Raw genomic sequence first — 21,538 nt, forward strand, 5'->3', positions numbered from 1 at the left:
GGATGGGCCTGGCTGGCTGAGCCGGGCGCGCGGGGCTCCGACGAGCCTCGCGATGGTGCTCAGAATCGGGCGGCGTGGTTCCGCGTCTCGACGCGCTGCGCGAGCTTGGTGGGGATCCAGGTGGCCTCGGTCGTCTCGGTGGGCGCGTGCTGGTTGAGGTACGCGTCCATCCAGAGCATCTCCTTCGTCATCCAGCGGGTGGCGACGTCGCTCAGGGGCGACGCGACCGGCTGGCCGGCGGCGTCGGTGAGCAGGAGCGTGGTGGGCCGGCAGTCGGCGATGACGCGCCACTCCAGCTCGGGGCGGCGGGCGCGCATGAGGTCGCCGACGACGACGCCGATCGCGTTGATCGACGTGTTGGGGTTCCAGCGGTCGCTCTCAGGTGTCCCGTGCCAGCGGCTGCAGTAGTCGATGTAGAGGGCCTGCACGGCGGCGGCGTTGTCGAGCCGCATGGTGGGCTCGCGGAGGAACTCGCGGAGCTCCTCCATCCAGACGAGCTGCGCAGGGTCGGGGAGAGCCGTCCGCGGCGCCGTGCGTGGAGGCGCGGCGGTCTCGGCAGCGCGCACGCCGCTCGAGGCGTCGGTCGACCAGGCGAACATCTTCATACCCTACGTATCGGCACGGGCGTGCCGAAAGATGAGCCGGTCAGGCTTCCGCGCGGGTGAGCGACCGGGTGAAGAAGCGGGTGAGAACCAGGGTGAGTCCCGCTCGCCGTGCCGGGTGCGGCGACCGTCGATACATTCGAGGAACAGTCACCCCATCCCTCTGGAGGACGCGATGCCCACGCGCAAGGCACGGACCGCATGGAACGGCACGCTCGAGCAGGGCTCGGGCCAGGTCGAGCTCTCGAGCTCCGGGATCGGTACGTACGAGGTCTCCTTCCCGAGCCGCTCGGCCGACGAGGCCGGCGGCCGCACGAGCCCTGAGGAGCTGATCGCCGCAGCGCACTCCTCCTGCTACGCGATGCAGCTCAGCGCTCTGCTGGGCGAGGCTGGGTTCACGCCCCAGGCGCTGCACGTCTCCGCCGAGGTCGCGCTCGGCCCTGACCCCGCGGGCGGCTTCCAGATCCCCAGCATCACCCTGACGGTGAGCGGGGAGGTCGACGGCGTCGACGAGGCGAGGTTCGTCGAGATCGCCCAGGCCGCGAAGGACACGTGCCCGGTGAGCAAGGCGCTCGCGGGCACGGCGATCTCTCTCGAGGCGTCGCTCGCCTGACCAGACCCGCGGCGGGCTCCCCCCTTCGTCGCCCGACGCGCACGAACGACCGCGGCCGTGCTCGCCCGCGGTCGTTCGTCTGCGTCGCGGTGAGACGACCGGGTCCAAGGTCTGAACGTCTGCCGGTGTGACGTGGGAAACTGGTCGCGTGGCCAGCACCCTCGAGACCCCCGCGACCCCACCAGCACCCCAGCCTCTCGCCGACGTGGACAGCTCCGCGCTCGTCGCGTCGCTGAGCTCCGCGGTCTCGGGCGAGGTGGACGGCTCGACGCTGCGCCGGGCCCAGTACTCGACCGACGCCTCGAACTACCGCGTCCCGCCGCAGGTCGTCGTCTTCCCGCGCTCCACGGACGACGTGCTCGCGGCGCTCGAGGTCGCCCGCGAGGCCGGCGTGCCGATCACCTCGCGCGGCGCGGGGACGTCGGTCGCGGGCAACGCCGTCGGACCGGGCGTGGTCCTCGACTTCTCCAAGCACCTCAGCACGATCCACGAGATCGACCCCGAGGCGCGCACCGCGCACATCGAGCCGGGCGTCGTCATGTCGAGCCTGCAGGCGGCCGCCGCACCGCACGGCCTGCGCTTCGGCCCTGACCCCTCGACGCAGAACCGCGCGACCCTCGGCGGCATGATCGGCAACAACGCGTGCGGCCCGCACGCGGTCGCTTACGGCCGCACGGCCGACAACACGCTCGAGCTCGACGTCGTCGACGGTCTGGGACGCCGCTTCACGGCGGGCGCAGGGAAGGGCGCGCTCGACGTCGTGCCCGGGCTCGGCGACCTCGTCACCGCGAACATGGCGCTCATCCGCACCGAGCTCGGGCGTTTCGGCCGGCAGGTCTCGGGCTACAGCCTCGAGCACCTGCTCCCCGAGAACGGCACGGACCTCGCGAAGGCGCTCGTCGGCACGGAAGGCACGGTCGCGACGATCCTCGGCGCGACCGTCCGCCTGCACCCGGTGGCCGCGGCGCCTGTCCTCGTGTGCCTCGGCTACCCGGACATGGCGACGGCGGCCGACGACGTCCCGGCGCTCCTCGCGCTCGACCCGCTGGCGATCGAGGGGCTCGACGCGCGACTCGTCGAGGTCGTGCGCCGCCACAAGGGCGACGGCGCCGTCCCGCCGCTGCCGCCGGGCGGCGGCTGGCTCATGGTCGAGGTGACGGGCGCGGACGTCGAGGAGGCGCTCGGCAAGGCCTACGCGATCGCGGACGCGGCATCGACGGACGCGAAGACCGTCCTGCCCCCGGGCCCCGACGCGCGTGCCATGTGGCAGATCCGGGCTGACGGAGCCGGACTCGGTGGGCGCACGCCGTCGGGCAACCAGGCGTGGCCGGGCTGGGAGGACGCGGCCGTGCCGCCCGAGCGGCTCGGCACGTACCTGCGGGAGTTCGAGGCGCTCATGGCGTCGTACGACGTCGAGGGCCTGATGTTCGGCCACTTCGGCGACGGGTGCATGCACGTGCGCCTCGACGTCCCGCTCGAGCACGACGCCGCGGTGTTCCGACGCTTCGTCACGGACGCGGCGACGCTCGTCGCGTCGCACGGCGGCTCGCTCTCGGGCGAGCACGGCGACGGGCGCGCCCGCGGCGAGCTGCTGCCGCTCATGTACAGCCCGGACGCGATCCGGCTGTTCGAGGAGTTCAAGGCGCTCCTCGACCCGGCAGACCTGCTCAACCCGGGGATCATCGTGCGGCCCGCGGCGATCGACGCGGACCTGCGCCGTCCTGCGGCCGCGCCCGTGCGGGTCGACCGGCCGGGGAAGAAGGGCACGGGCTTCGCCTTCACGCACGACGACGGCGACTTCACGAAGGCCGTGCACCGCTGCACGGGCGTCGGCAAGTGCCGTGCGGACAGCTCCGCGTCGGGCGGCTTCATGTGCCCGTCGTACCAGGCCACGAAGGACGAGACCGACGTGACCCGGGGCCGCGCCCGCGTGCTGCAGGAGATGGTCAACGGCCGCCTCGTGCGCGGCGGCTGGCGCTCGCCCGAGGTGCACGCGGCGCTCGACCTGTGCCTCTCCTGCAAGGCGTGCTCGCGCGACTGCCCGGCCGGCGTCGACATGGCGGCGTTCAAGTCCGAGACGCTGTACCGCACCTACCGGGGACGCGTCCGCCCCGTCGACCACTACGCGCTCGGCTGGCTGCCGCGCTGGACGCGCCTCGTCACCGCCGTCCCCGGCCTGGCGTCGGTCGCCAACGCGGTGCTCGGTGTGCGCCCGGTCGCGAAGGCCGTCATGAGGCTAGGCGGCATGGACCCGCGCCGCACGATGGTCAGCTTCGCGACGGAGCCGTTCCGCAAGACCTGGCGCCGCCGCCGCACCGAGCTGGGCGTGACCCCGTCGAGCGAGGTGAGGCCCGCGACGGGCGTCCTGGGCGTCGCGGGCGACCAGCCGCAGGCTCCCGGCGTGCGCTCCCGCACGCAGGTCGTGCTGTGGACCGACTCCTTCAGCGACACCCTCGCCCCGAGCGTCCCCGAGGCAGCGGTCAGGGTGCTCGTCGCCGCGGGATACGACGTGATCATCCCCGAGGACGAGGCGTGCTGCGGCCTCACCTGGATCTCGACCGGCCAGCTCGACGGCGCCCGCAAGCGCCTCGAGAACCTCCTCGGCGTCCTCGGCCCGTTCGCGGTCAACGGCGTGCCGATCGTCGGCCTCGAGCCGTCCTGCACCGGCGTCCTGCGCTCCGACCTGCTCGAGCTCCTGCCCGACGACCCGCGCGCCCACGCCGTCGCCCGTGCGACCCACACGCTCGCCGAGCTCCTCACGGCGCCCGCGCCGCTCGGCCCCGACCCCGCTGTGTGGCAGGTGCCGGACCTGTCCGACGTGACCGCCGTCGTGCAGCCGCACTGCCATCAGCACTCCGTCATGGGCTTCGCCGCGGACGAGGCGCTCATGCGCGGTGCGGGCGCGACGATCACGACGCTCGCCGGCTGCTGCGGCCTCGCCGGCAACTTCGGCATGCAGAAGGGCCACTACGACGTGTCGGTGCAGGTCGCGGAGAACTCGCTCCTCCCAGCCCTGCGGGACATGGCCGACGGCGACACGTACGTCGCCGACGGCTACTCGTGCCGCACCCAGGCGCTCGGGCTCGCGGACGTGCACGGCAAGGCGCTCGCGGAGCTGCTCGCCGAGCACCTGTGAGGCCCGGCTTCATCCTTCCCGTGCGTTGACTTTCCTCGTAGCATGACCACGAGCGACCGGTCCGGGGGGACACGTACGGCGCTCGAGCTGAGTTCGGGGGAAGTGCCTTGCCCATCTATGAGATCGAGTCGGACCGGGTCGTTCCCGTGCCGTCGATGCAGCCTGCGCCCGTCGCGTTCCTGCCCGAGGCTCGCAGCGTCGTCGAGCACCACCTGGACTCCCTCCTCGGCGAGCCCGTCATGCCCGTGCACCACGCGCTGCCCGACGAGGACGCCCCCTACCTGACAGCGCTCGACGCGTACGGTGCGGTCGTGGTCGTCGAGCTCGTCGGCATGCTCGACGACTCGGCGCTCGTCGCGGCCCTCGGCCGCGCGGGTCGAGCGGGCGGCCAGTCGCGCGGCGAGCTCGTCGCCGGCTACGACCACGGGCCTGAGGCTTTCGGCACCGACCACGCGATGTTCCTCGCCCGTGTCCCGTCGCTCGGCGCGACGCAGCCGCACGTGCGCACGGGCGGCGTCCGTCTCGTGCTCGTGTGCGCGTCCGCAGGGCTGACGACGGTCGACGCGCTGGACTTCCTGCGCCAGCCCGGCATGCAGGTCGACGTGTTCCGTCTCGGCGTGGTCCGCGCGCCCGACGGGCGCCGCTACGTCGACGTGTCGCCGCTCGGAGACAGCGCCCGCGGCCCGCGTGGCATGGAGTCGATGCCGTCGGCGGCCTCGTCCGTCTCGTCGCCGTCCGCCCGGACCGCGCACGCGCCCGCCGCGTCGGCACCCGCCGGCCCGGACACACCTGCGCCTGCGCGCATGCCGGTCGGCGGTGGCGCTGCCGCCGTCGCGCCCGCCGCAGCCGTCCAGGCGACGGCCGCCGCCGGCTACGCCGCTGCGATGGCTCACGTCCCTGCCGGCGTGGCCCTCGCGTCCGTCCCGGCGCTCGCACCCGGGTCCGCGATCGAGGTGGATCCGAACCCGGTCGCCCCGGTGGTGCCCGCGCCCAGCGTCGGCGTTCGTCCTGTCGCCGACCCGCGGGGATCGGCCGCCGCAGTCGTCTCACCGACCGCCCGCGCCAAGCGGACGGTCACCCTCGGAGCCTCCGGCGCAGGATCGTCGACGACTCCGCGTCTCGGGGGTCCTACGCCGTCCGTGACGGGTGCGGCGACGCACCCTGCAGCGTTCGCGGGTGCCCGGTCGCGCGCGCGGCTCGCGTCGGTCGAGGAGACGTCGATCGACACGAACCCGAACGACCTGTCTACGCTGCGCGAGTCGTCGCGCAGCTATGCCGCCGCCATGTCGTACGGCTCGGTCACGGAGCCCACGCCGCCGCCGCGCGGCCCGCGCCAGCCGATCCCGCAGGGGTGGCGGGACGCCGCGCTGAAGAAGCTTGCCGGCCGCCTCGAGGAGCCGACGCCGCTCCTGTGGGTCCGGCACCGGCGCAACGAGCGCTTCGAGGTGACGCTCCACCCGGACGGCGTGATCGAGCTGCCGGACGGCCGCCGGTTCATGTCCCCGGACGTCGCCGCGACGATCGTGTCCGACGCCGAGCACACGGTCGACGGCTGGGGTGCGTGGCGCGTCGGCGAGGAGACCGGCCCGACGCTGCGCGACCTGCGCGCCCAGGGCTGACCAGCCCGCACCGTGGCTCAGGGGTGGGGGCTCACTGCCACCCGTACGCGACGACCCACCGGGTGATCTGCTCGTAGAACGCGGCCCGCGGGCCGGGGCGTGAGAGCGCGAGATCGTGGATGCCGCCGGGGATGCGGACGAGCGTGACGACGTTCCCGAGGTTCGGCACGCGTCGCGCGATCGCCTCGACGTCGAGCACGGCGTCGGCCTCGCGCATGTCCTCGCTCCAGCGAGGGCTGATCGCGGAGCGTCCCGACAGGAGCGTCAGCACGGGGATGTCGAGCCTGAGCCCGCGTGCGACGGCGGCGTGGCCGACGAGGATCGCGTTGAGCCATCCGGCCCGCACGGGGAACGACGGCGTCGGGCGCCACCGTGGGTCCGTGTCCCACTCGCCGCCGGAGGCGCGGTCGACGGTCCGGGAGTAGAAGCCGGGGTCGATGTTCGGCAGGGCCGTGCGCGGCTGGAAGCGGGCGAGCTGAGCGATCGCGGGGGCGGAGACGGTCCGCGCGACCGAGGAGCCCTGCAGCTCGAGCCAGGGGGAGTTGAGGACGAGCCCCGAGACGATCCCCGGGTGCCGGTCCGCCCACAGGGCAGCCGTGAGGCCGCCGGTCGAGTGCGCCATGAGCAGCAGCGACGCGTGCGCCCCGAGCTCGGCGCGCACGACGTCGAGCGCGGCGGCGATGTCCTCGTCGTACGTCGTGAGGTCCTCGACGTACCCGGGCGTCTGGTGCGCGCGCATCGAGCGACCGTACTTGCGCAGGTCGAGCGCATAGAACGCGACGCCCTGGGCGTGCCAGTACGCGGCGAGCCCGGTGTGGAAGAAGTAGTCGGACCAGCCGTGCAGGTAGAGCACGGCGCGAGCGGGGCGCGGGTACGGGTCGGGCTCCGGCGCGAACCGGACGAGGGTCGCGACGACGTCGCCCTCGTCGTCGGCGGCCAGGTCCAGGTCGAGAGCCCGGAAGTCGGGGCCGAGGACGTCCTGCCGCCACCCGGGCGGGTAGCGGCGCGGGCTCACGGCAGGACCACGACCTTGCCGAACTGGGTGCCCTCGGCCATGAGCCCGATCCCGCGCGCCGTGTCGGTGAGCGGCACCTCGAGCGCGATCGTGGGGCGCAGGTCGTGCGTCCCGAGGAATGCGAGCAGCGCGGCGAGGTCGTCGCGGCTGCCCATGGTCACGCCCTGGACGCGGATCTCCTGGAAGAAGATGCGGGTGAGCTGGGCGGCGTCGGCGTCGCCCGTCGTCGCGCCGGCGACGGCGATGGTCCCGCCGGGGCGGACGCTCGCGGCGGAGTGCGCCCACGTCGCGCGACCGACGGTCTCGACGACGGCGTCGACGCGGCGGGGGAGGCGGGCACCGGGCTCGACGGCGGTCGCGCCGAGGGCGGCCGCGCGTTCGCGCTTCTCGGCGGAGCGGCTCGTCGCGAAGACCTCGAGGCCGGCGGCGACGCCGAGCGCGATCGCCGCCGACGAGACGCCGCCGCCCGCACCCTGCACGAGGACGCTGCTTCCGGGGCGCAGCTCGGACGCGCGGAAGAGCAGGGAGTAGGCGGTGAGCCAGGCGGTCGGGAGGCATGCGGCCTCGGCGAAGGACAGTGTGGCGGGCTTGTCGAGGAGGTTGGCGGTCGGGACGGCGACCTGCTCGGCGAGCGTCCCGGGGTACTTCTCCGAGAGGAGCGTGCGGCGCTCGCGCGGCCCGACACCGTGCCCGTCGGCGCCGATGACGCCGTGGACGACGACCTCGCGACCGTCGGGGGTGACGCCTGCGGCGTCGGTCCCCAGGATCATCGGCAGCGCCTCGTCGGGCAGGCCGACGCCGCGCAGCGACCACAGGTCGTGGTGGTTGAGGGACGCGGCACGGACGTCGACGACCGTCCAGTTCTCGCGCGCCTCGGGCGCGGGGCGTTCCCCGACGACGAGGCCGCTGAGGGGATCGGTGGGGGACGTCGACGCAGCGTAGGCAGCCAGCATGTCCCTAACATACCGACCCGGTCCTGCCGCGCCAGGGGCGGCGCGGCTCAGAACAGCGGGAGCATCCTGCCGAGGTCGGGGACGCCGGTCGCGGTGTCGCCCGTGCGCAGCGCGCGGGCGAGGGCGTCGACGTCGTACGGCTGGCGGCCGCTCGCGAGACGCACCCACAGCAGCGGCTCGACGACCTCGAGCGACCAGCCGCCGCGCGTGACGACGATCTTGAGGAGCTCGTCCGCGACGATGCGGGTCGCCTCGGGGTCGCGCGGGTCGGCGGGACCGGTCGAGTCGACGGTGCCGTGCAGGGACGTCACGAGGTCGTCGGCGTGGACGACGAGCTCGACGAGGCGGGAGACGGCGAGCTCGCGCAGCTTGATCGGCGCGCGGCGGGCCTGGACGACGCGGTCGCCGTCGTCGCCGAGCGCCACGAGGTGCTCGAGCGCGTCGTGCGCCATCTCGCGGACGGTCGCCTGCGGCGTCGCGGCGATCTCGTGAGCGAGGTCCTTCGTCGTGTCGGTGATCTCCTGGGCGCGGCCCGGATAGGTGCCGAGGTACTCGGCGAGGCTCAGCGGGTGGCTGCCGGGAGGGCAGGGCATCGCGGCGGTGACGGCGCTCATCGCGCGGCCGAGGTGGGCCAGCAGCTCGCCGTTGGTCCAGCCGGGCAGCGCGCTCGGCTGGTCGGCGGTGCCGAGCAGGTCGTCGCCGAGCGGTTCGAGCCACCGTTCGAGGAGGTCCCACTGGCGGTTGAGGGCGGCCGCGACATCGGCGAGGGGCGTGGTCATGACGCCAATCCTGCCATCGGCTCCCACGCACGTCCGGTGCTTCGACGTAGGGGCGTGCTCGCGACGGAGGGGGCCGCTCGCGAGGTAGGGCCTTCAGAGCCCCTGTCTCGCGTGCGCACCCCTACCTCGGCGCAGGGGGACGGCTCTAGGTTGGGCACATGGGAGCGAGCCCGGTCGTGCGTCGCGCGCTCGTCGTGGTCCTCGTGACCGTGGCGGTCCTCGGGGTGCCGGTCACGCTCGCGGCGGGCTGGGCCCACCGCGTCGTGAGCGACCCGGACGCCTACTCGTCGGCGATGGCGAGGATCGCCGACGACCCCGAGGTGCGGTCGGTCGCGTCAGCCGAGGTGAGCGACAGGCTGCTGGGCGCGGTCGACGTCGAGGCCCTCGTGCGCCGCTCCCTCGACGCGACGCTGGGACCTGCCGGGCATGCCGACCGGGTCCGTGAGGCGCTCGTGGCGGCGTCGACCTCGCTGCTGCGGGCGACGGTGCGCGACGGCGTCGAGCGCGCGCTCGTGTCGGACGCCGCGTCGGCGACCTGGGACGGCGCGAACCGACGGATGCACGAGGGGCTGCGGTGGGTCCTGACGACGGACGCGCCCGCGTCGGTGGGAGGTACGGGCGTGGCCGGGGTGTCGGCGTCGGGCGAGGTGCTGCTCGATCTCGGTGCGGTGGCCGACCAGGTCGCGGCGCGCCTCGAGGCCGAGCGGCTGCCGGTCCCGGACGTGCTCGGCCGCGTCGACCTGACGGTCGTCGTGCTCGACCGGGAGGAGGTCGCGCAGGCCCGGACGGCATACCGGTGGGCGGGCGCGGTGCGCGTGTGGGGCTGGTGCGTCGTGGCTCTGGCTGGGGCGGGGGCGGTCACCGCGGCACGACGACGCGGCCTCGTCGGTGCGGTCATCGGTGCGGGGCTCGTCGTGGCGACCGCGGTGGCACGGGCGCTCGCGGGGACGGTCCCTGCTGTCCTGCAGCGCGAGCTGGACGATCCGGACGGCCTCGCTGGGCTCGTCGTCGCGCGCGGTGGCGAGGTGCTCGCGGACAGCCTCCGCAGCGCGGTCGCGCCGGGGCTGTGGATCGGTGGTGGCGTGCTGCTCGCGGTGGCGGTCGTGGCCGTGCTCGGCCGTGCACCCGGGGTGCTCAGCGACCGCGGACGGCCTCGGTCGCGAGGAACTCGGTGACGATCGGGCCGAGCTGGTCGAACTCGATGAGGAACCCGTCGTGGCCGTGCTCCGAGCGCAGCGTCCGCAGCGGGCCTGCACCGGGCAGGTGTCGGGCGAGGCGAGCGCAGTCGGCGGGGAGGAACAGCCGGTCGGAGTCGACGGCGACGACGAGCGCGCGGGCCGTGACGAGCGAGAGCGCGTGCTCGACGCCGCCGCGGTCGCGGCCGAGGTCGTGCGTGAGCATCGACTGCGTGAGCGCGAGGTAGCTGTTCGCGTCGAACCGCAGGGCGAGCTTGTGGGCGTGATGGTCGAGGTACGACTGCACGGCATAGCGACCGCCGCGCAGCGGGTCCTCCCCGCCCTGGGGGATGCGGCCGAAGCGCTGGTCGAGCTCTGCGGCGCTGCGGTACGTGGCGTGGGCGATCTGCCGCGCGATGCCGAGGCCGACGTGCGGGCCGTCGCCGTCGGGCGCGTCGTAGTAGTCGCCGCCGCGGAAGCCCGGGTCGGCGAGGATCGCGGCGATCTGCGGGTGGGCCCAGGCGATCTGGTCGCCGGTCGTCTGTGCGCCGGAGGCGATGACGCCGATCGCGGCGACGTCGACGCCCTGCTCGGGGCCGAGCAGCGCCCACTCGAGGACGCGGAGCCCGCCCATGGACGCGCCGACGACGAAGCGCCACGAACGGATGCCCAGGCTCTGGGCGAGCCGGATCTCGGCGGCGACCTGGTCACGGACGGTGACGTCGGGGAAGCGGCTGCCCCACGGGCGGCCGTCCGGGGCGTCGGACGCGGGCCCGGTCGAGCCCTGGCACCCGCCGACGACGTTGGGGGCGACGACGAAGTACGTGTCGGTGTCGATCGGCGCGCCGGGGCCGATCATGTCCTGCCACCAGCCTGCGCTCGGGTGTCCGGGGCCGGCGGGGCCGGTCACGTGCGAGTCGCCGGTGAGGGCGTGCAGGACGAGGACGGCGTTGGAGGCGTCGGCGTCGAGCTCGCCCCACGTCTCGTAGGCGACGGTGACGCCGGGGAGGACCTGGCCGGACTCGAGGTCGAGGTCGCCGACGTCGACGAGCTGGCGGCGGCCGGGGTCGTCGCCGGGGCGCCAGGCGCCGGTCGCGGGCACGGGCGCGGTCGGGAGCGGGGTGCGGGGCGGGAACGCGGCGAGGCGCTGGGGGGCGCCCGCGAAGGCGGGTGCTCCTCGGCGCACGGACGGGCGGGGCCCGGGGCGCGCCGATGCGTCGTCGGTCCTCATGTCACGGGAATCTAGGGCCGGTGCGGCGCCGGGGCGCGACGTGTCCACGTTGTGGCCGTCGCGTCCGGAGTCCGGACGCGGGGCTGAAGGGGTGGAGACGGTGGCGCCCGGCGCCGCACCGGGACACATCAGGCGCCCTGCTCGATCGCGGCCTTGGCCGCCGTGAAGCCGGCGTCAAGGTCCGCGAGGATGTCGACGATGTTCTCGAGGCCGACGCTCAGGCGGACGAGGCCGGGCGTGACGCCCGACAAGGCCTGCTGCTCGGGCGTGAGCTGCGAGTGCGTCGTCGACGCCGGGTGGATGACGAGCGAGCGGACGTCGCCGATGTTGGCGAGGTTGGAGTGCAGGCTCAGGCCGTCGACGAACGCCTTGCCGGCCTCGGCGCCGCCGTCGAGCTCGAAGGCGAGCACCGCGCCGGCGCCGCGCGGGAGGTACTTCTGCGCGTTCGCGTGCCACTCGCTCGACGGCAGACCGGCGTAGTGGACCTTACGGACCTCGTCGCGCGCCTCCAGGTACTCCGCGACCTTGGTCGCGTTCTCGACGTGGCGCTCGAGACGCAGGGAGAGCGTCTCGATGCCCTGCGCGATGAGGAACGCGTTGAACGGGCTGATCGCGGCCCCGAGGTCGCGCAGGAGCTGGACGCGGGCCTTGAGGATGAACGAGAGGTTCGCACCGAACTGGCTGCCGACGCCGAGGTCGCGCGCGTAGACGAGGCCGTGGTAGCTCTCGTCCGGGGTGTTGTAGTTCGGGAAGCGCTCGGGGTGCTGTGCGTAGTCGAAGGAGCCGCCGTCGACGATGACCCCGCCGATCGCGGTGCCGTGGCCGCCGAGGAACTTCGTCGCGGAGTGGACGACGACGTCCGCGCCCCACCGCAGCGGGTTGAGCAGGTAGGGGGTCGCGACCGTGTTGTCGACGACGAGCGGCACGCCGGCCTCGTGGGCGACGCTCGCGACGGTCTCGATGTCGAGGACGTCGGCGCGCGGGTTCGGGATCGTCTCGGCGAAGAAGAGCTTCGTGTTGGGGCGGACCGCGTCGCGCCACGCCTGCGCGTCGTGCGGGTCGGAGACGAACGTCGTCTCGATGCCGATCTTCTTGAGCGTGTAGTGCAGCAGGTTGTACGTGCCGCCGTAGAGCGAGGGGCTCGCGACGACGTGGTCGCCGGCCTCGGCGATGTTGAGGATCGCGAGGTGGGCCGCCGCCTGGCCGGACGAGACGAGGAGTGCGGCGACGCCGCCCTCGAGCGAGGCGATGCGGTCCTCGACGGCGCCCTGGGTCGGGTTGCCGATGCGGGTGTAGATGGGGCCGAGGTCGGCGAGCGCGAACCGTGCGGCTGCCGTGTCGGCGTCGGGGAAGACGAACGAGGTCGTCTGGTAGATCGGGAGGGCGCGTGCGCCGGTGGTCGGGTCGGGCGTCTGGCCGGCGTGGATCTGGCGGGTCTCGAACGACCAGCTGGCGGGGTTGCTCATGAGTGGCTCCTGGGACTGTTGTGGCGGGTCCTGCGGAGCGGGGGCCTGGGCTCGGCGCGTCGGGAGCTGAGAGCCAGGTGGGTTTCCGCCGCTCGTGAGGGAGGGGGCGTGGTCCGCACCTGCGCGTCGCCACGGTGGCGGGACGGGGAGCGTCGGCGACGACGTCCGTCCGGCTGTCCGGGCATGCGGATGTGCGGCTGGTCAGCTACACATTCGACGGCTCATGCGGCTGACTCTAGGGGCGGTCGATCGGTCGGCGATACAGGTGTCTCACGATCTGGTCAATGGTGAGACGGGTCCCCCGACGGGCCGGACGGGAAGTGACAGAAGTGGCTGGTGTGACTGTTGTGACACGTGTGACTGAAGTGATTCCTGGGGCGGGTGTTCCCAACAGGCCGTGGGGCAGATAGCCTCGAGCTGCTCACGTCCTGGAGGTCGTCCATGCTTCGTCCCGCCCGCAAGCGCACCCGTCGGGTGCGCGGCGCCGCCGTCCTGGCCTCTTCAGCGCTGCTGCTGAGCCTTGGCGCGGCTGTGCCGGCGATCGCCGACCCCACGCCGCCGTCGTCAGACGACGTGAACAAGGCACGCCAGGACGAGGACGCTCTCGCGGGCACCGTCGCGCAGATGGAGGTCGAGCTCGCGACGCTCGGCTCCACCGCGCAGGCCGCCGTGGACGCCGCCGCGACCGCCGGCGAGGAGTACCTCACGGCCACCGTCGAGCTCGAGTCCGCGCAGAAGCAGGCCGACGCCGCGACAGCGCGGCTCTCGACCGCGCTCGACCGCATGGAGGCGTCCCGCAAGATCCTCGTCGGCGTCGCGCTCGAGCAGTACCGCTCCGGCGGCGCCATCAAGAACCTCGAGGCGGTCCTCTCAGCGGACGGCATCACCGAGGTCATCGAGCGCACCAGCTCGCTCGGCGTCGTCGGCTCGGTCGCGGACACCGCGGTGCAGCAGTACCGCGCCGACTCGCTCGTCGCCAAGAACCTCCAGCAGCAGGCCGACGAGTCGCTCGCCACCGCGACCCGAGCCGCGTCGAAGGCCGACACCGCCTACCGCACGGCGCAGCAGAAGCAGGAAGAGGCCGACGCCGCGCTCGTCGAGGGAGAGTCGCGTCGCAGCGCCCTCATCGCGAGCCTCGCCGCAGCACGCAACACGACGACCACGCTCGAGAAGGAACGCCAGGACGCCCTCGACGCGGAGCGCAAGCAGCGCGAGGAGGCTGCTGCCAAGCGTGAGCGCGAGCGCGAGCCCGAGCAGGCTCCGACGAAGACGCCCACGAAGACACCCACGAAGACCCCGACGGCCACGCCGACGAAGGCGCCCACGTCGACCCCGACCAAGGCGCCGACGAAGAAGCCGACCAAGACCCCGACCAAGACCCCGACGCAGGCGCCCACGCAGAGCCCGACGCAGGCGCCCACGCAGGCACCGACCCAGGCGCCCACCCAGGCGCCCACCCAGGCGCCCACGCCGCCCCCGGCAAGCTCTGACCTCGGCACCGGCCGGTCCGTCGGCACGGCTGCTCAGGGTGCCGCCGCCGTCAAGTGGGCGAAGAAGCGCGTGGGGCTCCCCTACGGCTGGGGCTCGACAGGTCCCGACGCGTACGACTGCTCTGGGCTGACGATGACCGCGTGGGCGAGCCAGGGCGTGGGGATCACGCGCACCTCGCGCTCGCAGTACCAGTACGTCAAGAAGATCACCTACGCCCAGATGCGTCCCGGCGACCTGATCTTCTGGGCGACCGACACCTCGAACCCCGCCACCATCCACCACGTCGCGATGTACGCGGGCGGCGGGATGATGGTCGAGGCCGCGCGCCCCGGTGTCCCGCTCCGGGTGACCCCGGTCCGCTATGCCGGAACCATGGCCTACGCCGGGCGTCCCTGAACCGCAGACCCCGGCAAGACTCGCACCCCTGAACGACAGATCGCCCGCCCGCACACCAGACGTGTGCGGACGGGCGATCTGTCGTGCGGGGCGCAGCCCCGGAAGGTCAGTGCGTGTAGCCGGAGTCGATCGCTCGCTGGCGCGACCGCTCGATCTCAGCCTCGGCCTCGTCGCGGCCGACCCAGTGGGCGCCCTCGACGGACTTGCCAGGCTCCAGGTCCTTGTAGACCTCGAAGAAGTGCTGGATCTCGAGACGGTGGTAGTCCGAGACGTCGTCGATGTCCTGGCGCCACGCGGCGCGCTGGTCACCCGTCGGCACGCACAGGACCTTGTCGTCGCCCCCCGCCTCGTCGCGCATGCGGAACATGCCGAGCGCGCGGCAGCGGATCAGGCAGCCGGGGAACGTGGGCTCCTCGAGGAGCACGAGCGCGTCGAGCGGGTCCCCGTCCTCGCCGAGGGTGCCCTCGATGAAGCCGTAGTCGTCCGGGTAACGGGTAGACGTGAACAGCATGCGGTCGAGGCGGATGCGGCCGGTGTGGTGGTCGACCTCGTACTTGTTGCGCTGCCCCTTGGGGATCTCGATCGTGACGTCGAACTCCACAGCTCTCCTCCAAGTGCCACGGCTGGCGTGCGTGCCAGTCCGGGCGCGTATCGACTCGTGTGCGGGGGCGGTCCGCGTCGTCGCAGATCCAGCCTCCCGCGGCTCTGCTCTAGTGTGACGCACGGACAGCGTATGTTGTGAACGATGATCGATCGAGGGAAGGCGTGACGATGGGGCTCGCGGCGCGCGTCACGGGGCTGACGGTCTCGTTCGTGCTCCTCGCGGGCGGCGGTTACGTCGTCGCCGACATCACCGACACGGTGCCCGGTTTCCTCACGAATGCGCCGGTCCCGGCCCCGGCGGCCCCCTTCCCGAGCGTCGACGCGACGGTCGGGGCGACCGAGCTCGCGCCCGGGCTCGGACCGCTCTCCCCGGACGCCGTTGTGCCGTCCGCCACAGCGGTCGAGAATCTCGTGTCGAGCTTCGCCGAGGAGGACGACAAGGTCGGTCCCGCCGTCGGCGTCCTCGTCGCGGACGCCCTGACAGGGACGGGCATCGCGGGGACCGGAGCCACGATCGGTCGTACGCCCGCGTCGACCGCCAAGCTGTTCACCGCGGCCGCGGCGCTCGGGTCGCCTGGGCCCGACCACACGCTCGACACCCGCACGGTCCTCGGCGACGGCGACCAGCTCTTCCTCGTGGGCGGCGGCGACATGATGCTCGCGGCCGGCCGGGGTGACGCGTCCGTGGTCAACGGCCGTGCCGGCCTCGCGGACCTTGCCGCGCAGACTGCGCAGGCGCTCAAGCTCGCCGGGATCGACTCCGTGAACCTGCGCTTCGACGACTCGTTCTTCTCGGGGCCGACGGTGTCACCGACGTGGGACAAGCGGAACGTCGAGGCAGGCTACGTCGCACCCGTGACCGCGCTCGCGGTCGACGTCGGCCGACGCGTCGAGGGTGAGTACGTCCCACGCTTCGCGGACCCTTCGCTCGCGGCGGCGCAGAAGTTCGCCGCGGCGCTGGCCGAGGTCGGCGTCACCGTCCACGGCTCGGTCACCCGCGCGACGGCGCCCGCCGACGGCGACGAGACGGGCCGTGTCTCGTCGGCCCCGCTCTCCGACGTCGTCGCGTACTTCCTGCAGACCTCCGACAACTCGATCACCGAGGTTGTCGGACGGGTCGTCGCTGCGGAGGCCGGTCTGCCGACGTCGTTCGACGGCGCGACCGCGGCCGTGCTCGCGGCGGTGGGAAGGCTCGGGGTGGACACCTCGACCGTCCGGCTCTCCGACTGCTCGGGTCTCGGGGACGGCTCGTCGGTGCCGCCGATCGTGCTCGTCGACCTGCTCCTGAAGATCGTCTCGCCGGACAACCCCCATCTGCGGGACGTCGCGGCGGCCCTCCCGGTCGCAGGACTGTCGGGCACGCTGCACGAGCGCTTCACGATCTCGCCGGCCCGCGGCCTCGTCCGCGCGAAGACCGGGTCCCTGCCGGGCGTCACGTCGCTCGCGGGCACGACCGTGACGGCCGACGGCAGGCTCCTCGTCTTCGTGGTCATGGCGGACAAGGTGCCCGAGGGTGGCGCGTGGAACGCGCGCGCGGCGGTTGACGCGTTCACGACGCGCCTGACGGGCTGCGGGTGCTCGTGACCGCCCCGTCGGACCCGGTGGACTGGACTGTCGCCGACGCGATCGGCAGCGGGCTCGTCCCGGCGGGGCCGACCGGTTCCCGCGACGAGCTGGCGGCGCACGTCGCCCTGCTGCGCTCCGCTGCCCAGGACGCCGTGCCGCACGTCCTGCGCGTCACGGGGATGACGCCGGCGGACGGTCGGGACACGTCCGCGCCCGGGGCGCTCTCCGAGGTTCTCGTCGTGGACCGGGCGTCGTGGGTGCGGGCTGCGGCGGGCACGGCGCGCTCCCTGCTCCCGGACCTCGCCCCGAGCGGTTCGCGGCCCGGCGCGCTCGCGCGCGCTGCGGGCGGCGCCGAGATCGGTGGCGGCCTCGCGCTGCTCTCGACCCGGATCCTGGGCCAGTTCGACCCGTTCGCACCTGCGCCCGGTCGGCTTCTGCTCGTGGCGCCCAACATCCTCGGCGTGCAGCGTGCGCTCGGCGCGCCAGCACGCGACTTCGCACTGTGGGTGTGCCTGCACGAGCAGACGCACGCGCTCCAGCTCGCTGCAGCACCGTGGCTCGCGGACCACCTGCGCGCGCGCGTCGCGACGCTGTTCGACGATGTCGCGCGGACGGGCCGGGAACACGGCGAAGGCTCTGTTCCTGCGCGGCTGCGCTCGTGGTGGCAGGCCGCGGAGCGCTTCGTCGCGGCGGGGCGCGAGGCGTCGCTCACGGACCGTGTGCTGACGCCCGCGCAGCGGGAGGTCGTGGCCGAGGTGGGAGCGGTCATGGCACTGCTCGAGGGGCACGCCGACGTGATGATGGACGCCGTCGGCCCGTCGATCGTGCCGTCCGTCGACGAGATCCGGCGAGGCTTCGACGCTCGACGCCGCAGCGCGACGGGGCTGGCCCGTCAGGTCGGCCGTCTGCTGGGAGTCGAGGAGAAGCTCGCGCAGTACACCGACGGCGCAGCGTTCGTCCGGGCCGTGCGCCGCGCGCACGGCGACGACGCGCTCAACGTCGTCTGGGAGGCGCCCGAGCACCTGCCCACCGCTCGGGAGATCCACGACCCGGCCGCGTGGAGCCGACGGGTCGGGCTCGGCGGGCGCTCGCGGGCATGAGCCTGCCGCAGCCCCGTCTCGTCGCGGGCCGCAGAGCGGTCCGCAAGGTCCTGGAGGCGTTGCCGGTGGGCTCGGTCGTCGTCGTCGGCTGTTCCGGCGGGGCGGACTCGCTCGCGCTCGCGGCGTGCGTCGCTCACGAGACGAGCGGTCCGCGGGCGGGTCGTCAGCTCGTCGTGCGTGCGGTCGTCGTGGACCACGGGATGCAGGCGTCGTCCGCCGAGGTGGCGCGGGACGCCGCGGCGGCGTGCGAGCGGCTAGGGCTGACGGCGCGGGTCGTGCGGGTCGACGTCGGCACCGACGGGGGCCCTGAGGCCGCGGCGCGAGCCGCGCGGTACGCGGCGCTCGAGGGTGTGCTCGACGCAGAGGTCGCCGCCGCGGGGGCGCCGGGCGGCGTCGTCCTGGTGGGGCACACGCGTGACGACCAGGCCGAGACGGTCCTGCTCGGCCTGGCGCGCGGCGCGGGCGCACGCTCCCTCGCCGGGATGCGCGCCGAGCGGGGGCGGCTGCGCCGCCCCTTCCTCGACCTGACCCGCGCGGACACCGAGGGTGTGTGCGCCGAGCTGGGCCTCGACGTCTGGCACGACCCGACGAACGTGCCGACGCCCGACGGCGGTGGGCCGCGCCGTTCGCTGGTCCGGCGCCGCGTGCTTCCTGTCCTCGAGGACGTGCTCGGGCCGGGTGTGCCCGCCGCGCTCGCACGCACGGCTGAGCAGCTGCGCGAGGACGACGACGCGCTCACCGGTCTCGCGGCGGACCTCCTCGCCCGTGCTGCGGGCGGACCGCAGGACGAGGGGTACGACGTCGCGACGCTCGCGGCGGCGCCCGCGGCGGTGCGGCGTCGGGCGCTGCGTGCTGCGGCCGTCCAGGCGGGGAGCCTCGCGGGAGCGCTCACGCGGACGCACGTCCTCGCGCTCGATGCCCTCCTCGTCGCGTGGCGCGGCCAGGGGGCGGTGCCCCTCCCGGGGCGCGTCGAGGGAACCCGATCCTGTGGCAGGCTTGTGCTGCACGCCCGCTCGGCGGGCACCCCCGCACCCTGAGGAGAACTTCGTCGTGGACCTGTCCGACATCGGGAACGACCTCGAGTCCGTCCTGCTGAGCGAGCAGCAGCTGAACGACCGCCTCGCGGAGATGGCTGCTCAGATCGACGAGGACTACAAGGGCCAGGACCTGCTGCTCGTGGGCGTGCTCAAGGGTGCCGTCATGGTCATGGCGGACCTCGCGCGTCGCCTGCACCACCCGGCCGAGATGGACTGGATGGCGGTCTCCTCGTACGGCTCCGGCACCAAGTCGTCGGGCGTCGTCCGCATCCTCAAGGACCTCGACGCCGATCTCACCGGCCGCAACGTCCTGATCGTCGAGGACATCGTCGACTCCGGCCTGACGCTGTCGTGGCTGCTCTCGAACCTGCGTTCGCGCGGCCCGAAGAGCGTCGAGATCGCTGCGATGCTGCGCAAGCCCGACGCCGTCAAGGTCGAGCTCGACGTGCGCTACGTCGGCTTCGACATCCCGAACCAGTTCGTCGTGGGCTACGGCCTCGACTATGCGGAGAAGTACCGCAACCTGCCGTTCGTGGGCACGCTCGCCCCGCACGTCTACGAGAGCTGACGCGCGCTCGTCCCGAGCCCCTCCCACCTGGGGCGTGACGGGGTGCGGCGACCGTCCCACGCCCTCGGCGAACAATCAGGTCTCCTCCAGTTTCGGCGTGTAGCGTTCCTGAGAGCACCGCGAGCGGAAGGACCGGGGACGCCCCCGAGCAGATGACCATGAAGAAGATCGCCAGCGCGCCGTACCTGTGGATCGCTCTTGCCGCCCTGTTCGTCTGGGTCGGCTTCTCGCTGTTCACGGGGACGAAGGTCGAGCGCATCGACACGTCCCAGGGGCTGCAGCTCCTCAAGGGCAAGACGGTCGAGCAGGCGCTCGTCGTCGACGGCGACCAGCGGGTCCAGCTGACGCTGACCGAGCCGTTCAAGGTCGGCGACAAGGACTTCGGCAAGACGGTCGAGTTCCTCTACGTCCAGCCGCAGGGCGAGGACGTGATCGACGCGGTCGTCGCAGCCGACCCGCCCAAGGGCTACAACTCCGACATCGCGACGGTCAGCTTCTTCACGTCGATGATCTCGGTGCTCGTGCCCTTCCTGATCATCGGTGTGCTGTTCTTCTTCCTCATGTCGCGGATGCAGGGCGGTGGCTCGCGCGTCATGGGCTTCGGCAAGTCCAAGGCGAAGCTCGTCGGCAAGGAGAGCCCGCAGGTCACGTTCGCCGACGTCGCCGGTGCCGACGAGGCGGTCGAGGAGCTCCACGAGATCAAGGAGTTCCTCGCGGAGCCCGCCAAGTTCCAGGCGGTCGGGGCGAAGATCCCCAAGGGCGTCCTGCTGTACGGCCCGCCCGGGACCGGAAAGACGCTGCTCGCACGTGCCGTCGCAGGCGAGGCGGGCGTCCCGTTCTACACGATCTCCGGCTCGGACTTCGTCGAGATGTTCGTCGGTGTCGGCGCGAGCCGCGTGCGCGACCTGTTCCACCAGGCGAAGGAGAACGCCCCGGCGATCATCTTCGTCGACGAGATCGACGCCGTCGGCCGCCACCGTGGTGCGGGCATGGGCGGCGGTCACGACGAGCGCGAGCAGACGCTCAACCAGCTCCTCGTCGAGATGGACGGGTTCGACCCGAAGGCCAACGTCATCCTCATCGCGGCGACGAACCGCCCCGACATCCTCGACCCCGCGCTCCTGCGGCCTGGCCGCTTCGACCGGCAGATCGCCGTCGAGGCGCCTGACCTCAAGGGCCGCGAGGCGATCCTCGCCGTGCACGCGAAGGGCAAGCCGATCGTCGAGGGCATCGACCTCGCGACCGTCGCCCGCCGCACGCCCGGCTTCACCGGTGCGGACCTCGCCAACGTCCTCAACGAGGCGGCGCTCCTCACTGCCCGCTCGGGCGCCCAGCTCATCGACGACCGCGCGCTCGACGAGGCGATCGACCGCGTCATCGCGGGACCGCAGAAGCGCACCCGCGTGATGAACGTCAAGGAGCAGAAGATCACCGCGTACCACGAGGGTGGTCACGCGCTCGTGGCGGCGGCGATGCGCTACACGGACCCGGTCACGAAGGTGACGATCCTCCCGCGCGGCCGTGCCCTCGGCTACACGATGGTCATGCCGACGCAGGACAAGTACTCGACCACCCGCAACGAGCTGCTCGACCAGATCGCGTACGCGATGGGCGGGCGCGTCGCCGAGGAGCTCGTGTTCCACGACCCCACGACGGGCGCGTCCAACGACATCGAGAAGGCGACCGCGATCGCCCGCAAGATGGTCACCGAGTACGGCATGAGCGAGCGTGTGGGCGCGATCAGGCTCGGCTCCGGCTCGGGCGAGCCTTTCCTCGGTCGCGACATGGGCCACCAGCGCGACTACTCCGAGGCCGTCGCCGGCACGGTCGACCACGAGGTGCGCAAGCTCATCGAGTCGGGTCACGACGAGGCGTGGGAGGTGCTCGTCCAGTACCGCGACGTGCTCGACCACCTCGTCCTCGAGCTGCTGGAGAAGGAGACGCTCAACCAGGCCGAGCTCGCCGAGATCTTCGCCCCGGTCGAGAAGCGGCCAGCACGCGAGGTGTGGCTGTCGAGCGAGCAGCGCTCCGTCTCGGATCGCCCGCCCGTGCTCACCGCTGCGGAGCAGGAGACGCGTGGCGACGAGCCGATCGTCCCGCAGGACGAGGGCGCGGCGCGCGACGAGCACCCGGCCGACCCGCAGGGCCCCGTACCCGACGGCGGCACCGTCCAGCCCTGAGAGAGGAC

Annotated in this window: 17 protein-coding genes; 10 read left to right on the forward strand and 7 right to left on the reverse strand. The window is 73.2% G+C overall.

Features of this window, described 5'->3' with window-relative positions; genetic code table 11:
- Nucleotides 1-59: 59 nt before the first annotated feature.
- A complete protein-coding gene (locus tag HF995_RS12415) occupies nt 60-599 on the reverse strand; it encodes a DUF3806 domain-containing protein (protein WP_168448113.1) in 540 nt (179 codons plus the stop codon).
- Between the two features lie 178 nt (nt 600-777).
- Here HF995_RS12415 and HF995_RS12420 point away from each other — a divergent pair, with 178 nt between their 5' ends.
- From HF995_RS12420 to HF995_RS12430, 3 genes are all read left to right on the forward strand, one after another.
- On the forward strand, nt 778-1,215 hold the full coding sequence (locus HF995_RS12420; protein WP_168448114.1) for an OsmC family peroxiredoxin: 438 nt from the start codon (nt 778-780) through the stop codon (nt 1,213-1,215).
- Nucleotides 1,216-1,420: 205 nt separating this feature from the next.
- Nucleotides 1,421-4,351: an FAD-binding and (Fe-S)-binding domain-containing protein gene (locus tag HF995_RS12425; protein WP_350308894.1), complete on the forward strand. Its 2,931-nt coding sequence runs from the start codon at nt 1,421-1,423 to the stop codon at nt 4,349-4,351.
- Nucleotides 4,352-4,458: 107 nt separating this feature from the next.
- The gene (locus HF995_RS12430; RefSeq protein ID WP_168448116.1) at nt 4,459-5,970 is read left to right on the forward strand and encodes a restriction system modified-DNA reader domain-containing protein; all 1,512 of its coding nucleotides are present in this window, start codon (nt 4,459-4,461) and stop codon (nt 5,968-5,970) included.
- A gap of 31 nt (nt 5,971-6,001) precedes the next feature.
- Here HF995_RS12430 and HF995_RS12435 read toward each other — a convergent pair whose 3' ends face one another.
- From HF995_RS12435 to HF995_RS12445, 3 genes are read right to left on the reverse strand one after another with little or no spacing between them, the layout of a single operon-like run.
- Entirely contained in the window at nt 6,002-6,985 is a 984-nt protein-coding gene (locus HF995_RS12435) for an alpha/beta hydrolase (protein ID WP_168448117.1), read from the reverse strand.
- Nucleotides 6,982-7,938, reverse strand: coding sequence for a zinc-binding dehydrogenase (locus tag HF995_RS12440; RefSeq protein WP_168448118.1), 957 nt, complete (start codon nt 7,936-7,938; stop codon nt 6,982-6,984). The genes HF995_RS12435 and HF995_RS12440 overlap by 4 nt, the downstream gene beginning before the upstream one ends.
- Nucleotides 7,939-7,985: 47 nt before the next feature.
- Nucleotides 7,986-8,717, reverse strand: a complete 732-nt coding sequence (locus HF995_RS12445) for a maleylpyruvate isomerase N-terminal domain-containing protein (protein ID WP_168448119.1) — start codon at nt 8,715-8,717, stop codon at nt 7,986-7,988.
- 158 nt (nt 8,718-8,875) lie between these two features.
- On the opposite strand from HF995_RS12445, the gene HF995_RS12450 reads away from it, so the two are divergent.
- A complete protein-coding gene (locus HF995_RS12450; protein ID WP_168448120.1) occupies nt 8,876-9,892 on the forward strand; it encodes a hypothetical protein in 1,017 nt (338 codons plus the stop codon).
- Here HF995_RS12450 and metX read toward each other — a convergent pair.
- Together metX and HF995_RS12460 are read right to left on the reverse strand one after the other, a co-directional pair.
- The gene (metX, locus tag HF995_RS12455; protein ID WP_286189609.1) at nt 9,852-11,123 is read right to left on the reverse strand and encodes a homoserine O-acetyltransferase MetX; all 1,272 of its coding nucleotides are present in this window, start codon (nt 11,121-11,123) and stop codon (nt 9,852-9,854) included. The genes HF995_RS12450 and metX overlap by 41 nt on opposite strands.
- A gap of 128 nt (nt 11,124-11,251) precedes the next feature.
- On the reverse strand, nt 11,252-12,589 hold the full coding sequence (locus tag HF995_RS12460; protein WP_168448122.1) for a bifunctional o-acetylhomoserine/o-acetylserine sulfhydrylase: 1,338 nt from the start codon (nt 12,587-12,589) through the stop codon (nt 11,252-11,254).
- Nucleotides 12,590-13,030: 441 nt separating this feature from the next.
- Between HF995_RS12460 and HF995_RS12465 the strand changes: the two genes are divergently transcribed.
- The gene (locus tag HF995_RS12465) at nt 13,031-14,476 is read left to right on the forward strand and encodes a C40 family peptidase (protein ID WP_168448123.1); all 1,446 of its coding nucleotides are present in this window, start codon (nt 13,031-13,033) and stop codon (nt 14,474-14,476) included.
- A 106-nt stretch (nt 14,477-14,582) separates the two neighbouring features.
- On the opposite strand, the gene HF995_RS12470 is transcribed toward HF995_RS12465, so the two are convergent.
- A complete protein-coding gene (locus tag HF995_RS12470) occupies nt 14,583-15,077 on the reverse strand; it encodes an inorganic diphosphatase (protein WP_168448124.1) in 495 nt (164 codons plus the stop codon).
- A 170-nt stretch (nt 15,078-15,247) separates the two neighbouring features.
- Here HF995_RS12470 and dacB point away from each other — a divergent pair, with 170 nt between their 5' ends.
- The 5 genes from dacB to ftsH all read left to right on the forward strand — a co-directional run bounded on the left by dacB (nt 15,248) and on the right by ftsH (nt 21,530).
- A complete protein-coding gene (gene dacB, locus HF995_RS12475) occupies nt 15,248-16,663 on the forward strand; it encodes a D-alanyl-D-alanine carboxypeptidase/D-alanyl-D-alanine endopeptidase (protein WP_168448125.1) in 1,416 nt (471 codons plus the stop codon).
- Nucleotides 16,660-17,745 carry a zinc-dependent metalloprotease gene (locus HF995_RS12480; protein WP_168448126.1) on the forward strand — a complete coding sequence of 362 codons (1,086 nt, stop codon included), beginning with the start codon at nt 16,660-16,662 and terminating at the stop codon, nt 17,743-17,745. The genes dacB and HF995_RS12480 overlap by 4 nt, the downstream gene beginning before the upstream one ends.
- Nucleotides 17,742-18,782 (forward strand): tRNA lysidine(34) synthetase TilS, encoded by a 1,041-nt coding sequence (gene tilS, locus HF995_RS12485; protein WP_168448127.1) that lies wholly within the window; start codon nt 17,742-17,744, stop codon nt 18,780-18,782. Before HF995_RS12480 ends, tilS begins: the two co-directional genes overlap by 4 nt.
- A 13-nt stretch (nt 18,783-18,795) precedes the next feature.
- Nucleotides 18,796-19,350 (forward strand): hypoxanthine phosphoribosyltransferase, encoded by a 555-nt coding sequence (gene hpt / locus HF995_RS12490; protein ID WP_168448128.1) that lies wholly within the window; start codon nt 18,796-18,798, stop codon nt 19,348-19,350.
- A 152-nt stretch (nt 19,351-19,502) separates the two neighbouring features.
- Nucleotides 19,503-21,530 carry an ATP-dependent zinc metalloprotease FtsH gene (gene ftsH, locus HF995_RS12495; protein ID WP_168448129.1) on the forward strand — a complete coding sequence of 676 codons (2,028 nt, stop codon included), beginning with the start codon at nt 19,503-19,505 and terminating at the stop codon, nt 21,528-21,530.
- Nucleotides 21,531-21,538: the final 8 nt, after the last annotated feature.

It is taken from the genome of Sanguibacter hominis ATCC BAA-789 (assembly GCF_012396185.1).
Lineage (GTDB): Bacteria > Actinomycetota > Actinomycetes > Actinomycetales > Cellulomonadaceae > Flavimobilis > Flavimobilis hominis.